General features: G+C 64.9%; 11 protein-coding genes and 1 tRNA gene. 8 read left to right on the forward strand and 4 right to left on the reverse strand.

The annotated features are described in order from the left end of the window. Positions 1–298: 298 nt before the first annotated feature. Positions 299–577, reverse strand: a complete 279-nt coding sequence (locus AC0QUY_RS13960) for a hypothetical protein (RefSeq protein ID WP_475387261.1) — start codon at positions 575–577, stop codon at positions 299–301. 9 nt (positions 578–586) lie between these two features. Beyond that, positions 587–663 (reverse strand) — tRNA-Arg (locus AC0QUY_RS13965). A gap of 328 nt (positions 664–991) precedes the next feature. Between AC0QUY_RS13965 and AC0QUY_RS13970 the strand changes: the two genes are divergently transcribed. The 8 genes from AC0QUY_RS13970 (at position 992) to AC0QUY_RS14005 (ending at position 13,721) form a co-directional block, all read left to right on the forward strand. Next, positions 992–6,205 carry an alpha-2-macroglobulin family protein gene (locus AC0QUY_RS13970; protein ID WP_475387262.1) on the forward strand — a complete coding sequence of 1,738 codons (5,214 nt, stop codon included), beginning with the start codon at positions 992–994 and terminating at the stop codon, positions 6,203–6,205. A 29-nt stretch (positions 6,206–6,234) separates the two neighbouring features. Further along, positions 6,235–8,352: a penicillin-binding protein 1C gene (gene pbpC, locus AC0QUY_RS13975; protein WP_475387392.1), complete on the forward strand. Its 2,118-nt coding sequence runs from the start codon at positions 6,235–6,237 to the stop codon at positions 8,350–8,352. Positions 8,353–8,429: 77 nt separating this feature from the next. Beyond that, entirely contained in the window at positions 8,430–10,172 is a 1,743-nt protein-coding gene (locus AC0QUY_RS13980; RefSeq protein WP_475387263.1) for an ArnT family glycosyltransferase, read from the forward strand. Beyond that, on the forward strand, positions 10,173–11,018 hold the full coding sequence (locus tag AC0QUY_RS13985) for a phosphatase PAP2 family protein (protein WP_475387264.1): 846 nt from the start codon (positions 10,173–10,175) through the stop codon (positions 11,016–11,018). It abuts the gene before it with no gap. A gap of 71 nt (positions 11,019–11,089) precedes the next feature. Next, the gene (locus tag AC0QUY_RS13990; RefSeq protein ID WP_475387265.1) at positions 11,090–11,833 is read left to right on the forward strand and encodes a glycosyltransferase family 2 protein; all 744 of its coding nucleotides are present in this window, start codon (positions 11,090–11,092) and stop codon (positions 11,831–11,833) included. After that, on the forward strand, positions 11,833–12,171 hold the full coding sequence (locus AC0QUY_RS13995) for a lipid-A-disaccharide synthase N-terminal domain-containing protein (RefSeq protein ID WP_161854531.1): 339 nt from the start codon (positions 11,833–11,835) through the stop codon (positions 12,169–12,171). Before AC0QUY_RS13990 ends, AC0QUY_RS13995 begins: the two co-directional genes overlap by 1 nt. Positions 12,172–12,500: 329 nt before the next feature. Beyond that, positions 12,501–12,749 (forward strand): PilZ domain-containing protein, encoded by a 249-nt coding sequence (locus tag AC0QUY_RS14000; protein ID WP_161856669.1) that lies wholly within the window; start codon positions 12,501–12,503, stop codon positions 12,747–12,749. A gap of 144 nt (positions 12,750–12,893) precedes the next feature. Further along, complete coding sequence (locus AC0QUY_RS14005) at positions 12,894–13,721, forward strand: tetratricopeptide repeat protein (protein WP_475387266.1); 828 nt, start codon at positions 12,894–12,896, stop codon at positions 13,719–13,721. Between the two features lie 92 nt (positions 13,722–13,813). On the opposite strand, the gene AC0QUY_RS14010 is transcribed toward AC0QUY_RS14005, so the two are convergent. Further along, entirely contained in the window at positions 13,814–15,091 is a 1,278-nt protein-coding gene (locus tag AC0QUY_RS14010; protein ID WP_161854533.1) for a CpaE/TadZ family protein, read from the reverse strand. After that, the gene (locus AC0QUY_RS14015) at positions 15,088–15,828 is read right to left on the reverse strand and encodes a CpaD family pilus assembly protein (protein WP_475387267.1); all 741 of its coding nucleotides are present in this window, start codon (positions 15,826–15,828) and stop codon (positions 15,088–15,090) included. The genes AC0QUY_RS14010 and AC0QUY_RS14015 overlap by 4 nt, the downstream gene beginning before the upstream one ends. Between the last annotated feature and the right edge of the window lie 22 nt (positions 15,829–15,850).

The following is a 15,850-nucleotide window of genomic DNA, read 5'->3' on the forward strand; positions in this document are numbered from 1 at the left end:
TCCGCTAAGGCAAAGACAGCCCGATCGGGAAAAAGCAAATCCCGCGCCGCATAGTTTCCCTGCGAGCATCGTCACCCGGACCGTAACGACGACTCCGTCATCAGCGGAGGGGGCAGCCTGCTCCCCCCGTTGGTTCGTCGAAATGAATCGACGCAGATTTTCTGCCAAGAATCACACCGAGCCCCTCGCGTTACCAAGCCTGCGAGCGATCAGGTATTAGACGGAAAGTAGTATCGCAGCGTCAACCGAACAGCGACGTACAGCGCGACGCAGATCACGAGCACGACGAGGGCTATGTTCATTTGTCTGCCTCCGTGCTCGGAGGGCGACATACCCGCTCAATTAGCTTGCCGACGGCGACGATGATTGCGACGACGGCAAGGCCGACGGCAAAAAGGATATCTGAATCATCAAAGAACGATTGGAACGAAGCGGGAAAAGCCGTGTTGCGCTCGTGTTGCGTGAAACCATTTGTAGCTGACGGTAAGACCTTGGAATTACTGACACTCGCATGTAACGCCGCGCAACACGCGCGAGAGAACGAAATGAGGATCATGCCAAGTTGTTGATTGATCATGAGAAGCGTTGGCGATCCCGGCAGGATTCGAACCTGCAACCCGCGGAGTAGAAATCCGCTACTCTATCCAGTTGAGCTACGGGACCGTCCGGGCGATAGCCGGCTGGCCATCGCCTTATGTTCTCTTTGGCCTCTCTAGCACTGCCAATATGAAAAATCCGCTTTCCCGCCAAGACGGTCGAACCGATTTCCTCAAGTTGGCGACTAAGGCAGACGGTGGGCTATCTCCTGTGGCTCGCCCTGACACAGGCCTGCCCGCCGGCTACCCGCCGCCGGGGGTGGCCGGGACCGTTTGGACTGTCTTGCGCCATGCATGCGACCCTTTCGCAAGCCGACATAACTGCCATCAGTCCGTCACCTTTTCGCGCCTTTTTTGATCGTTACGCGGCATTTGTCCGCGGCAAGGAGCCCATCATGATCGGTTTGGTTCGCGCCACAGTGATTTGCGCCACGCTGGCGCTTGGCCTGACGGCGGCTGGGGCCGCGGACAAGGCGTTCAAGCGCGAAGACCTCGCTGATTCGGCCGTGAAGCTGGAGGCCCAGATCAAGAGCGAGGCGGGGCCGGTCGCCAAATCCTCCGCCACGCTGCGCAACGACGCCGATGCCGCCTTCAAGCGCTCCGACTTCCGGGTCGGATTGCAGATCCTCGGCCAGATCGCCGCCACCACGCCGGAAGATAGTGCAAATTGGCTAAAACTCGCCAAGACCATCTTCCAGATCCGCGCCGCCAGTTCCAGCGAGCAGACCTTCCTGTACGAGCGCGCCTCGACCGCGGCCTATATCGCCTACCAGCGCGCCGGCAACCAGGCCGAGGAGGCCGATGCGCTGGCGGTGCTGGGACGGGCGATGTCCGAGCGCAAGCTGTGGCGTCCGGCGCTGGATAGCTTGCGGCTCTCGCTCGACATGCGCGAGGTCGCCGAGGTCCGCGGCCAGTACGAGAAGATGCGCGACCAGCACGGCTTCCGCCTGCTGGATTACACCGTCGATTCCGACGGGGCCTCGCCGCGTGCCTGTTTCCAGTTCTCCGAGGATCTCGCCAAGCGGGTCGATTTCGCGCCGTTCGTGGCGCTGGCCGGCACCGACAAGCCGGCGCTGACCAGCGAGGGCAAGCAGCTCTGTGTCGATGGGCTGAAGCATGGTGAGCGCTACAACATCAATCTGCGCGCCGGCCTGCCGTCCACGGTGAAGGAAAGCCTGCCCAAATCGGCCGAGTTCAACATCTATGTGCGCGACCGCAAGCCGTTCGTGCGCTTCACCGGCCGCGCCTATGTGCTGCCGCGCACCGGCCAGCGCGGCATTCCGCTGGTCAGCGTCAATACGCCATCGGTGAACGTCAACGTGTTCCGGATCGGCGACCGCAACCTGATCAACACGGTGGTCGACAGCGATTTCCAGAAGACGCTCTCCAGCTACCAGCTCTCCGCTCTCGGCGATGAGCGCGGCGTAAAAGTCTGGTCCGGCGATCTCGCCACCGCGACCACGCTGAACCAGGACGTCGTGACGGCATTCCCGGTCGATCAGGCGCTCGGCGACCTGCAGCCAGGCGTCTATGTGATGACGGCGGCGGCCAAGGGGCCCGGCAGTGCCGGCGATGATGACGGCTCGCTGGCGACGCAATGGTTCATCGTCTCCGACATGGGTCTGACAGCGTTTTCCGGCAATGACGGCATCCACGTCTTCGTCAATTCGCTGGCTTCGACCGAAGCGGTCGCCAAGGCCGAGGTGCGGCTCGTCGCCCGCAACAACGAGATTTTAGCGACCCGCAAGCCCGACGATGCCGGCCATGTCCTGTTCGAGGCTGGATTGGCGCGCGGCGAGGGTGGTCTGTCGCCGGCCTTGCTCACGGTCATGAGCGACAAGTCGGACTACGCCTTTCTCAGCCTGAAGACCAACGCCTTCGATCTCACCGACCGCGGCGTCTCGGGGCGGGTGGTGCCTGCTGGCGCCGACGCCTTCGTCTATGCCGAGCGCGGCGTCTACCGCTCGAACGAAACGGTCTATCTGACGGCGCTGCTCCGCGACGGGCAGGGCAACGCCATGGCCGGCGGGCCGCTGACGCTGGTGATCGAGCGGCCGGACGGCGTCGAATTCCGCCGCGCCCAGCTCCCCGATCAGGGTGCTGGCGGGCGTTCCATGGCCGTAGCGCTCAATTCCGCCGTTCCGACCGGGACCTGGCGGGTACGCGCCTTTACCGACCCCAAGGGCTCGTCCGTCGGCGAGACCACCTTCATGGTCGAGGATTACATCCCGGAGCGGATCGAGTTCGACATCTCGGCCAAGGAGAAGATGATCAAGGCTGAAGCTCCGGTTGAATTGAAGGTGGCCGGCAAATTCCTCTACGGCGCGCCGGCCTCAGGGCTCCAGCTCGAAGGCGACATGCTGGTCGCCCCCGCTGCTGCCGGGCGGCCGGGCTATCCCGGCTATCAGTTCGGCGTGGCCGATGAAGAGACCGCGAGCAACGAGCGGACCCCGATCGAGAACCTGCCCGAAGCCGATGCCAATGGCCTCGCGACCTTCCCGGTGTCGCTGGCCAAGGCACCAACGTCCACCCGCCCGCAGGAGGCGCAGATCTTCATCCGGATGGTGGAGACCGGCGGCCGGGCCGTCGAGCGCAAGCTGGTGCTGCCCGTGGCGCCAACGGCGGCGCTGATCGGCATCAAGCCGCTGTTCGGCGACAAGAGCGTCGCCGAGGGTGACAAGGCCGAGTTCGACGTCGTGTTCGTCGGCCCCGACGGCAAGCAGCTGCCGCGCGACGGCCTGCGCTATGAACTGCTCAAGATGGAGTCGCGCTACCAGTGGTATCGCCAGAACTCGTCCTGGGAATATGAGCCGGTCAAATCGACCAAGCGCGTTGCCGATGGCGACCTGACGCTTGCGGCCGACAAGGCGGCGCGGGTGTCGGTCTCGCCGGAGCCCGGCCGCTATCGCCTCGACGTCAAGTCGACGGAAGCGGATGGCCCGGTCACCTCGGTGCAGTTCGATGTCGGCTGGTACTCCGACGGCAGCGCCGACACGCCCGACCTGTTGGAGACCTCGATCGACAAGCCGGAATACGCCTCCGGCGACACCATGGTGGTATCGGTCAACGCCCGCACAGCCGGCAAGCTGACGGTGAACGTGCTCGGCGACCGGCTGCTGACGACGCAGACGGTCGATGTCAGGGAAGGTACCCAGCAGGTCAAGCTGACCGTCGGCAAGGATTGGGGCACCGGCGCCTATGTGCTGGCGACATTGCGCCGTCCGCTCGATGCTGCGGCGCTGCGGATGCCCGGACGGGCGATTGGCCTGAAATGGTTCGGCATCGACAAAAAGACGCGCACGCTGCAGGTAGCGCTGGCGCCGCCGCCGCTGGTGCGGCCCGGCACCGCGCTGAAGATCCCGGTCAAGCTCGGCGGGCTCAATGCGGGTGAGGACGCAAAGATCGTGGTCGCCGCGGTCGATGTCGGCATTCTCAATTTGACCAATTACAAGCCGCCGGCGCCTGACGATTACTATCTCGGCCAGCGCCGCCTGACGGCCGAGATCCGCGATCTCTACGGGCAACTGATCGACGGCATGCAGGGCACGCGCGGCCAGATCAGGACCGGCGGCGACGGCGCGGGCGCCGAGTTGCAGGGCTCACCGCCCACGCAGAAGCCGCTGGCGCTCTACTCCGGCATTGTCACGGTCGGCGCCGACGGCACCGCCGAGATCAGTTTCGATATTCCGGAATTTGCCGGCACCGCGCGGGTGATGGCGGTGGCGTGGAATGCGACCAAGCTCGGCCGCGCCACGATCGATGTCACCGTGCGCGATCCCGTGGTGCTGACGGCGACGCTGCCGCGCTTCCTGCTTAACGGCGACAAGGGCACGATGAGTTTTGACCTCGACAATGTCGAGGGTGCGGCCGGCGACTACGGTATCAGCGTCAAGACCTCGGGCCCGGTGAAGGTGACGGGTAATCCGACCACCACCGTCAAGCTGGCGGCGAAGCAGCGGACCTCGATGTCGCTGGCGCTCGACGCCGGCGGCGCCGGTACCGCCAATCTCGATGTCGACATCAAGGGCCCGAACGGGCTGACGCTGGCGCGGCACTATGCGCTCGACGTCAAGGCGGCGACGCAGGTGCTGGCGCGGCGCTCGATCCGGACATTGGCGAAAGGCGAGAGCCTGACGCTGACGCCGGACATGTTCTCTGACCTCGTGCCGGGCACCGGTGGTGTCTCGCTGTCGGTAAGCTTGTCGACGGCCCTCGATGCGGCGACCATCTTGAAGGCGCTGGATCGCTATCCGCACGGTTGCTCCGAGCAGATCACCAGCCGCGCGATGCCGTTGCTCTATGTCAATGACCTCGCGGCCGGCGCGCATCTGGCGATGGATACCGCGGTCGACCAGCGCATCAAGGACGCCATCGAACGGCTGCTGGCGCGACAGGGCTCGAACGGTTCGTTCGGCCTGTGGTCGGCCGGTGGCGACGATTCCTGGCTCGACGCCTATGTGACGGACTTCCTGACCCGGGCCCGCGAAAAGGGCTTTGCAGTGCCGGACGTGCTGTTCAAGAACGCGCTCGATCGCATCAGGAACTCCGTGGTCAACGCCAACGAGCCGGAAAAGGACGGCGGCCGCGATCTGGCCTACGGCCTCTACGTGCTCGCCCGCAATGGCGCTGCCCCCATCGGTGACCTCCGCTATCTTGCCGATACCAAGCTGTCGAACCTCGCGACTCCAATCGCGAAATCGCAGCTCGCGGCGGCGCTGGCTTTGGTCGGCGACAAGACGCGGGCGGAGCGGGTCTATGGCGCGGCGCTCGATGCGCTGGCGCCAAAACCGGTGATCGAGTTCGGTCGCATCGATTACGGTTCGGCGCTGCGCGATGCCGCGGCGCTGGTCTCGCTCGCCAGCGAAGGCAACGCGCCGCGGGCGACGCTGACGCAGGCCGTCCAGCGGGTCGAAGCGGCGCGGGGGCTGACGCCCTACACCTCGACGCAGGAGAACGCGTGGATGGTACTGGCCGCGCGTGCGCTGTCGAAGGAAACGCTGACGCTCGATATCGATGGATCGCCGGTGAAGGCCGCGGTCTACCGCAGCTACAAGGCCGAGGCGCTGGCCGGCAAGCCTGTGAAGATCACCAATACCGGCGATGCGCCGGTGCAGGCGGTGGTTTCGATCTCGGGCTCGCCGGTCACTCCCGAGCCGGCTGCATCGAACGGCTTCAAGATCGAGCGCAGTTATTTCACGCTCGACGGCAAGCCCGCAGATGTCACCAAGGCCAAGCAGAACGATCGCTTCGCCGTGGTGCTGAAGATCACCGAGGCCAAGCCGGAATACGGGCACATCATGGTGGCCGACTATCTGCCGGCGGGTCTCGAGATCGACAATCCGCGGCTGGTGTCGTCGGGTGACTCCGGCACGCTGGACTGGATCGAGGATGGCGAGGAGCCGGAGCATACCGAGTTCCGCGACGACCGCTTCACGGCGGCGATCGATCGCGCCAGCGACGACCAGTCGGTGTTCACGGTGGCCTACATCGTGCGCGCGGTATCGCCCGGCAAATACGTGCTGCCGCAGGCCTATGTCGAGGACATGTACAACCCCTCGCGCTACGGCCGCACCGGCACCGGCTCAGTCGAGGTGCGTCCGGCGAAATGAGCGAACAGCTGCGCCAACAACGGGAAGACGTGGATGCCCGGGACAAGCCCGGGCATGACACCGGTGAAGGTGGACGCCGCCGCTTTTTCCGGATTGCGGTGGCGCTTGCCTTCCTGCTCATCGTAAGCACCACCGCCTTCACGGGCTGGGTCGTCTCGCTCGGACCGCTGCCGCTGGAGCAGTCGCGAAAAGCCTCGACCACGATCGTCGATCGCAACGGCAAGCTGCTGCGCGCTTTTGCGATGGCCGACGGCCGCTGGCGGCTGCCGGTGGATGCCAAGACATCAGTCGATCCCGGCTATCTGAAATTGCTGGTGGCCTATGAAGACCGCCGGTTCTGGTCGCACGGCGGCGTCGATCCGCTGGCGCTGGGGCGCGCGGCGCTGCAGTTCGGCACCAGCGGCCACATCGTCTCCGGCGGCTCGACCATCACGATGCAATTGGCGCGGCTGATGGAGCCGCGGCGCGAGCGCTCGCTCTCAGCAAAGCTGCACCAGATGGTGCGCGCGGTTCAGCTCGAGCGGCAACTGAGCAAGGACGAAATCCTCGATCTCTATCTCGCGCTGGCGCCGTTCGGTGGCAATCTCGAAGGCATCCGCGCCGCTTCCATCGCCTATTTCGGCAAGGAGCCAAAGCGGCTTTCGCTCGCTGAGGCCGCACTTCTGGTCGCGCTGCCGCAATCGCCGGAACGCCGCCGGCTCGACCGTTATCCGGAAGCGGCGCATGCCGCGCGTGACCGCGTGCTGGCGCGGATGGTCGAGGACGGCATGGTGCCGAAAGAGGACGCGGCGCAGGCTAAGGCGGTCGTCGTGCCGCGGCTGCGCAAGCCGATGCCGATCCTCGCGCCGCATTCCTCCGATGCCGCGATGGCGACGGTGAAGGATACGCCGCTGGTCAAGCTCACGCTGGATGCGAGCCTGCAGAAGACGCTGGAGGCCTTGGCGCGCGACCGCGCGGTGGCGCAGGGGCCGAATATCTCGGTCGCCATCATCGCGGTCGACAATGAAAGCGGCGATGTGCTGGCGCGCGTCGGCTCGTCGGATTATTTCGACGAGCGCCGCGCCGGGCAGGTCGACATGACCCGCGCGGTGCGATCGCCGGGATCGACGCTGAAACCGTTCATCTATGGGCTCGCCTTCGAGGACGGCTTTGTGCATCCCGAAAGCCTGATCGACGACCGTCCGATTCGCTTCGGCTCCTACGCGCCGGAAAATTTCGACATGACGTTCCAGGGCACGGTGCCGGTGCGCAAGGCGCTGCAGCTCTCGCTGAACGTGCCGGCGATAGCGCTGCTCGATCGCGTCGGCTCCAGCCGGCTGTCGTCGCGGCTGAAGCAGGCCGGCGGCAACCTCGTACTGCCGAAGGACGAAGCGCCGGGCCTTGCCATGGGCCTCGGCGGCGTCGGCGTCACCCTGCAGGATCTGGCGCAGCTCTATGCCGGGCTGGCGCGGCTTGGCGCGGCGCGGCCGCTGCGCGAGATCATGCTCACCAACGACGACCGCGAGCCGCTGCGGCTGATGGACCAGGCCGCGGCCTGGCAGGTCGGCAACGTGCTGCTCGGCACGCCGCCGCCGGAAAACGGCGTGCACAGCAAGATCGCGTTCAAGACCGGCACCAGCTACGGCTATCGCGACGCATGGTCGGTCGGCTTCGACGGCCGCATCACCATCGGCGTGTGGGTCGGGCGTCCCGACGGCGCGCCTGTGCCGGGCCTGGTCGGCCGCACCGCTGCCGCGCCGATCCTGTTCGATGCCTTTGCGCGCACCGGAAAGATTCCCGCGGCGCTGCCGAAGGCGCCTAAAGGTGTCCTGATTGCTGGCAATGCCAAGCTGCCGCTGCCGCTCAAGCGCTTCCGTCCCGTCGGCGAACTGATCCGGACCAGCAACGATGCCGCGCTGCGCATCCAGTTCCCCCTGAACGGCTCGCGGATCGACGTCGATCGTTCCGGCGACGGGCAGGCCGCCGCGATGCCGGTCAAGGTCGCCGGCGGCGTGCTGCCGCTGACCGTCATGCTGAACGGCGCCTCGGTCGGCGAGATCGACAGCCGGCGCCAGCGGCTGGTGGATCCGCCTGGACCGGGCTTTGCCCGGTTGACCGTGATCGATGCGACCGGTGCGGCCGATACCGTGGTGATCCGGGTACAGTGAGGAAAAACGCTCTGTTGACCACGACTTAGGGGGTCTGCGGTGTTGTTTGCAGTGCGGTTTCATCGTATGCGAACAGCATGGTGGAAACCTTCCAGCCCCCTCGCTTTGGATCAGGCCAACAGCCTGTAAAACCTACGCATTCCAACCGTAGGATCGCGGCTGCGTTCGACTTCGCCACGGCCAGCCATCTTCGCGCCATCGTGTTCCTGGTGCTTTGCGGCTTCGTGCTTTTCCTGCCCGGTTTCTTCACCATTCCAGCGATCGACCGCGACGAGGCGCGCTTTGCGCAGGCGACCAAGCAGATGGTCGAAAGCGGCGATTTTGTCGATATTCGCTTCCAGGATGACGTCCGCTACAAAAAGCCGGTCGGCATTTATTGGCTGCAGGCTGCCGTGGTGGAAACCGCTTCATCCCTCGGGCTGCCGCGCGCGCAGTTGCGCATCTGGCTCTACCGGATTCCCTCGCTGATCGGCGCCATCGGCGCGGTGCTCCTGACCTATTGGGCGGCGCTCGCCTTCGTCACGCGGCGCGGGGCGGCGCTGGCGGCACTGATGATGTGCAGTTCCGTCCTGCTTGGTGCCGAAGCAAGGCTGGCCAAGACCGACGCGATGCTTCTATTGACCGTTGTCGCCGCGATGGGGGCAATGGCGCGGATCTATCTGTCATGGCAGCGCGGCGAGGACCCGGCGCGTCCGCCCTGGACCGCGCCCGCGGTGTTCTGGACGGCGCTGGCTGGCGGCATCCTGCTCAAGGGGCCGCTGATCCTGATGTTCGTCGGGCTGACCATCGCAGCGCTCGCGATCCTGGACCGCTCGGCGGCATGGCTGTGGCGGCTGCGGCCGGTCTGGGGCCTGATGTGGACGCTGGTGCTGGTGCTGCCCTGGTTCGTTGCGATCTTCTGGCGGGCGGGCGAGGCCTTCTTCTCGAATTCGCTTGGCGGCGACATGCTGAGCAAGCTCGGCGCGCAGGAATCGCACGGCGCGCCGCCCGGCCTCTATCTGCTGCTGTTCTGGGTTACGTTCTGGCCGGGCGCGGCGCTGGCGGGAATGGCGGCGCCTGCGGTATGGCGGGCGCGGCGCGAACCCGGCGCGCAATATCTGCTGGCGTGGCTGGTGCCGTCATGGATCGTGTTCGAGCTGGTGCTGACCAAGCTGCCGCATTACGTGCTGCCGCTCTATCCGGCGATTGCGATCCTCACCGCCGGCGCGCTGGAGCGCCGCGTGCTGTCGCGGTCCTGGCTGAGGCGCGGTGCCGCCTGGTGGTTCGTCGTTCCGGCGGGGGCAGCCGTGATCGCCGTCATCGGCGCCATCAAGCTGACGCACTACCCGGCGTTTCCGGCCTGGCCGTTCCTGGCGGCGGCGATGATATTCGGCCTGATCGCGTGGTGGATGTTCGAGGACAGCCGCGCCGAACGTTCATTGTTGAATGCCGTGGTGGCGGCGATGTTTCTGGCGGTCGCTATCTACGGCATCGTGATGCCGTCGTTGACCGCGATGTTTCCGAGCCCCGAGATTGCGCGCGCGCTTCGCAACGTGGTCTGCGTCGGGCCGAAGGCCGCGGCGGCGGGCTTTCATGAGCCGAGCCTCGTCTTCATGACCGGCACCGGCACGCTGCTCACCGACGGATCGGGTGCGGCCGATTTCCTGGGGCAGGGCAGTTGCCGCTTCGCGCTGGTGGAATCGCGTACCGAACGCGCCTTCGTCCAGCGCGCCGAAGCGACCGGGCTGCGCTACAATGTGGCGAAGCGGATCGAGGGCTATAACATTTCGCAGGGCAAGGCGATCTCGATCGCCATCTTCCGCTCGGAAGGTACGGAATAAATGCCCGCGAGCCCTGCTGTCGCCGATTCAAAAAGCTATCTTTCGCGCTTCGCTATCCTGGCGTGGCTGTCACTAGCGCAGTTGGTGCGCACGCCGTCGCATTCGCGACGCGCCGAAGCCGCTCGCCGCGCGGCACGGCACGTGCTGTGGCTGTCAGCCGGTCTGGGTGCCGCGATCATCGTGCTGATGTACGCGATCGACGCGTGGGAAATCAGCCAGATGCCGAAGCGCGGCACCCCCTCGCTGTGGTGGGTCCGCATTCTTACCGACTTCGGCAAGGACGAATATGTGCTGGGGGTGCTTGGAATACTGCTGATCGCGGTCGCGATCGCAGCTCCTGCCTTGCATGGTATTCGGCGCTCGCTGCTGCTTGGCCTCGGAACGCGGCTGCAGTTCATATTCTGCGCGGTAGCCGTCTCCAATCTGGTCACCGAAGTGCTGAAATATTGCGTCGGCCGCGGCCGGCCGTTTGTCGGCGGCGAAGCCAACGCGTTCCACTTTTCGCATTTCGCGGGCAACCCGGCCTATTACAGTTTCCCTTCCGGCCATGCCACGACCGCCTTTGCGCTCGCTTTCGCCGTGTCGGTGGTCTGGCCCCAGGCGCGCCATGCGATGGCCGTCTACGCCCTGATCATTGCGGCGAGCCGTCTGGTGCTGCTGGCCCATCATCCGAGCGACGTCGTGGCCGGCGCCCTGGTCGGCATCATCGGCGCGATGTTCGTGCGATACTGGTTTGCGGCCCGCCGGCTCGGATTTGCGATCCAGCGCGACGGCAGCATCGTGTCCCTTGTCGGGCCCTCGTCGGGGCGCCTCAAAAGGGTTGCCCGGGGCGCTTTGGCCCCATAAAAGCGGACGCCGCCTGACGGCCCGATACGCCCGGTTCCGGGGTCTTCCAAACCAACCAGACGAGTGCCGATTTGACATCTGCCGACAGAGATGCGGTTGCCGTTTCAATCGTTGTGCCGGTGCGTAACGAGGCGGACAACGTCGCGCCGCTGATTGCGGAAATCGTCGGCGCGCTCGGCAGCCGCTGGACCTACGAGATCATTTACGTCAACGACGGTTCGACGGATGCAACCGCCGACCGACTGGCGGCGATGATGAAGCAGCACCCGCAGCTCCGGCAACTGAAGCACGCCGCTTCGTCAGGGCAATCGGCGGCGGTGCGCAGCGGGGTACGGGCGGCGCGCGGCGCCATCGTGGCGACGCTGGATGGCGACGGGCAGAACAATCCGGCGTTCCTGCCGGACCTGATTGTGGCGGTCGAAAAGGGCGGCGGCCGCGTCGGTCTTGCGGCCGGTCAGCGGGTCGGGCGCAAGGACACCGGTTTCAAGAAACTGCAGTCGCGGATCGCCAATGGCGTGCGCAACTCGATCCTGCGCGACGGCACCCGCGACACCGGCTGCGGATTGAAGGCATTCCCGCGCGAGGTGTTCCTCTCGATGCCCTATTTCGACGGGCTGCACCGGTTCCTGCCGGCGCTGGTGCGCCGCGAAGGCTTCGACATTGCTTACGTCGACGTGATCGACCGCCCGCGCCATTCAGGCGTATCCAATTACGGTTTCTTTGACCGGTTATGGATCGGGATCATGGATCTCGCCGGCGTGTGGTGGCTGATCCGCCGCAAGAAGACGACGCCCGTTGCGACCGAGGTTCTCTGATGCTGATTCAATACGGCGCTGCGCTCGGCGACTATCTCTATGACGTCTTCGTCGCCAAGTTCGATTTCTGGCTGGCCTTCGGGTTGGTCGCGCAATTGCTGTTCACGGCGCGCTTCCTGGTGCAGTGGATATCGAGCGAGCGCGCCGGACGAAGCGTGATACCGATCGCGTTCTGGTTCTTCTCGATGGGAGGCGGGCTGATGACGCTGGTCTACGGCATCGCCAAGCGTGAGCCGGTGATCATTATCGGCCAGGCGGCGGCTACCATCATCTACATCAGAAACATCATGCTGATCGTCAAGCATCGCGGCAAGGCGTCGAAGACGCTGGACCGCTGACGGTCAGCGGCTCGGCCAATTCGCTTTCGCCGCTGCGATGGGCGGCGAGCCTGGCACTAAAGCATGATGACGTTTCTTCGAATCGTCATCCCGCTTTATCTTTTGTTTTGAGCATGATCTCTTCGGAAAACCGCTGCACACTTTTCCGGACCATGCTCTAGCGGGGATCAATCCTTTAATTTGCCGAAAATTGCGGTCCAGGTTCGGTAAACGGAGTTCGAATATATCAATTACATTGCGTGCCGCCGCGCTAGGCCAATTCCAACAATTCTTCGGTAAAGCTGATCCACCTTCGAGTGAATCACATCGAGCAAGGGCCAGGGGTGGACATGTTGGCAGCGAATCGCCGCGCAAGCGTACGTCGTGCGTGCAGAAATTTTGCAAAAATACAGTTCGCGACCGGCGGATTGCCGCGCGACTGCATGATTACGGACATGTCAGATGGCGGCGTGAAGATCATCGCCGAATACCCCGAAATCCCGTCCGAATTCACGGTGATTTTCTCGGAAGGCCGGCCGCGTGCATGCCGGCTGGCCTGGCGGATCGGCTGCGAGCTCGGCGCGCAATTCCTCGACTAGACTGCCCGGCAGCGCCGGTTCGGGGCGGCGGGCCACGAGGGGCCCGCAATGGTCATTGATTACCGCCGAGGCGCGCGGATTTAACCCGAATTTAGGGTTAAGCTGGGAACACTGCTGAACAGTTCCCGCCGTGAGTCCCGCTACATGGTCCAGAAGTCATCCCATCCGCCCCGCGTTGCGCGGCATCTTGCCTGCGCATCCATCCTGGTTCTGGCGCTGGGGCTCGGCGGCTGCCAGACCTCGGGACTGTCGGACATTACCGGCTCGATCGACGAAAAGACCGACACCGGCCCCGCCACCGATCCGCGCCGCGACGTTGAACTCTATCAGGAGCGTTACCGCGCCAATCCCAGGGATGCCGACGCTGCGCTGAAATACGGCAAGGCGCTCCGCGTGACGGGACAGCGGTCGCAGGCGGTTGCGGTGCTCGAACAGGCCTCCATCGCCCATCCCGGCAACAAGCCGCTGCTCGCCGCTTACGGCCGCGCGCTGGCGGATAACGGCAATTTCCAGCAAGCCTTCGACGTGCTCGGCAGCGCCCACAGCCCTAACGATCCCGATTGGCGGCTGCTCTCTGCGCAGGGAGCAACGCTGGACCAACTCGGGCGATTTGACGAGGCGCGCCAATATTATGCGAATGCGCTGAAAATCGTGCCCGACCAGCCGTCGGTGCTGTCCAATCTCGGGCTCTCCTATGTGCTCTCGAAAGATCTGGCCAAGGCCGAGGAGACGCTGCGTCGCGCCTACAGCCTTGCGAAAAACGATCCGCGCGTGCGCGCCAATCTGACGCTGGCGGTCGGCCTGCAGGGCAATTTTGCCGAGGCGGAAAAGATCGTGAAAGCCGATCTGCCACCGGCCGAGGCCGCCGCCAACGTCACGCAATTGAAGCGATTGCTGGCACGGAAGGACAGGGAGAACGCGCGGGCCGAGGCCGACAAGATGCCGATCGCTGCGGCCCGACGCGTCGACTAAGGCTGGACGCGTTTTACGCGAACCGGAAATCGACCACGCTCGAGGCCGCCATGAGCGTCAATGGCAAGGCCGCTGACGCCGTTGCTTTGTGCTCAAGCCCTGCGGGCCGTCGCGCCCTGCAGCTTCTTGATGAGCGGCGCCAGGAATGACGTCCGCTTGGTCACGGCATGACCGGTCATGCGCTGCGCAATCTGCAGGAACATCTGGGTGGTGCGATGCTTGGCTGATATCTGCGCGATCATCTGGCCATTATTGGCGGCGGTGCCGAACATCTTCGAATCGAACGGAATGGCGGCGATCGGCTGGCTCTCGATCGCCTTGGCAAATTCGCGCGTGGTGATCTCCGGACGCTTGGGCATGCCGACCTGGTTGAGGCAATAGAGCGGCGGCCGGTCGTTGGGTCGCGCCGCCTTCAGCACGTTCAGCATGTTCTTGGCGTTGCGCATGTTGGCGAGATCGGGCTCGGCGACGATCAGGATGTCGTCCGCGCCGACCAGCGTGCGCTTGGTCCACGCCGACCATTGATGCGGTACGTCGAGCACGATGCAGGGGGTCGTCATGCGCATCGTATCGAAGATCGCGTCGAACGCATCGGCACCGAAATCGTAGACCTGGTCCAGCGTTGCCGGCGCTGCCAGCAGATTGAGGCGATCGGTGCATTTCGCCAAGAGACGCTCCATGAACGCGGAGTCCGGCCGTTCCTGCTGGAAGACGGCGTTGGCGATGCCCTGAACCGGATCCTGGTTGTAATCGAGGCCGGCGGTGCCGAAGGCGAGGTCGAGATCGATCACGACAGAATCGAGCGCCAGATCGCGCGCGATCGCCCAGGCGACGTTGTGCGCAACAGTGGATGCGCCGACGCCGCCCTTGGCGCCGACGACCGCAACGATACGGCCGACTGCCACGGCCTCGGAGGCCGCGTAAAGGCCGCATATCGCGCGCACGACGTCGATCGGCTCGATCGGTCCGGTCACGTAGTCGCTGACACCGCGCCGCACCAGCTCGCGATAGGGCGTCATGTCTTTGGCGCTGCCTATCACGACGACGCGCGTGCCTGCGTCGCAGACGGCGGCGAGTTCATCGAGCCCTTCGAGAATGTCGGTGCCGGGATCACTCTCCAGCAGGATCACGTTCGGCGTCGGCGCCGTGTGGTAGGCCTCGATGGCGGCCGCAATGCCGCCCATGTGAACCGAAAGGTGGGCCTTGCCGAGACGGCGGTCTTCGCTCGCCGCGCGCACCGCGGTTGCGATGGCGACGCTGGCGCAAAAGGCCTGCACCGATACGCGTGGCGCCGGCGAGATGTATTCCTCGGGCTGCGCCGGCGTTTCGTCCAGTTGATCGTCGGATTTTTGAAAGACGCGGCTGATCATTTGCCTGTATCGCTGAGTTTGGCTTTTTCGGCTTCGGGATAGGTGGTCGTGGTCGGAAGGCCCTTGCGGTATTTGTCAAAGGCGATGTTGCGCCGCGACGTATAGGCGGGGCTCTCGGGACGCGGCTGTTCGAGATCGGCGGGATTGTCGATCATCGCCGCGAGGTTGCGCTGGGAGGCGCAGCCGAAATTGTGGTAGGAGCGGTTTTCGTTGTAGGCGACGTTGTCGATGTTCGGGCCGAGGTCTTGCGGCCACAGGCCGCACGGGCCGGCTACCGCCCTGATCTTCGGATAGCTTAGCCGGATCGTGGGCAAGGTGCGGGGATCTTCGGGACGGTAGTGATGTCGCGTGATGGCGCGCGAGGGCACGCCGCCAGCCATCAGCACCGACTGGATTTCCCCGAACGACGCCGCAGCCGCGCGGGCATTCGGCGTATCGATCGGGACGTCGACGATGATTGCGCCGGTGCCTTCGCGGACCCAGCTCTGCGCCAAACCCATGACGTCGGCGCGTTGCGGACCGGAGAGACCGCCGCGGGCATGGCCGACAAACACGACGATCGAGTGGTTGGCTTCGGTCACGGCGATCGGATGACGCTGTCGGTAGTCATCCGGCACGCTGGCGGTCACGGTTTCCGTGGCCAGCGGTGTGCAGGCGCCGAGCGCGGCCGAAAGGCCGAGCAGGGCGCCAAACACGCCCAAGGCCCTGACCTGACGGAGTTGAGTTTTCGTGGTCATCGTTCTGTCCTCGTCCCCATTC

This window comes from Bradyrhizobium sp. WYCCWR15520, from assembly GCF_056174665.1.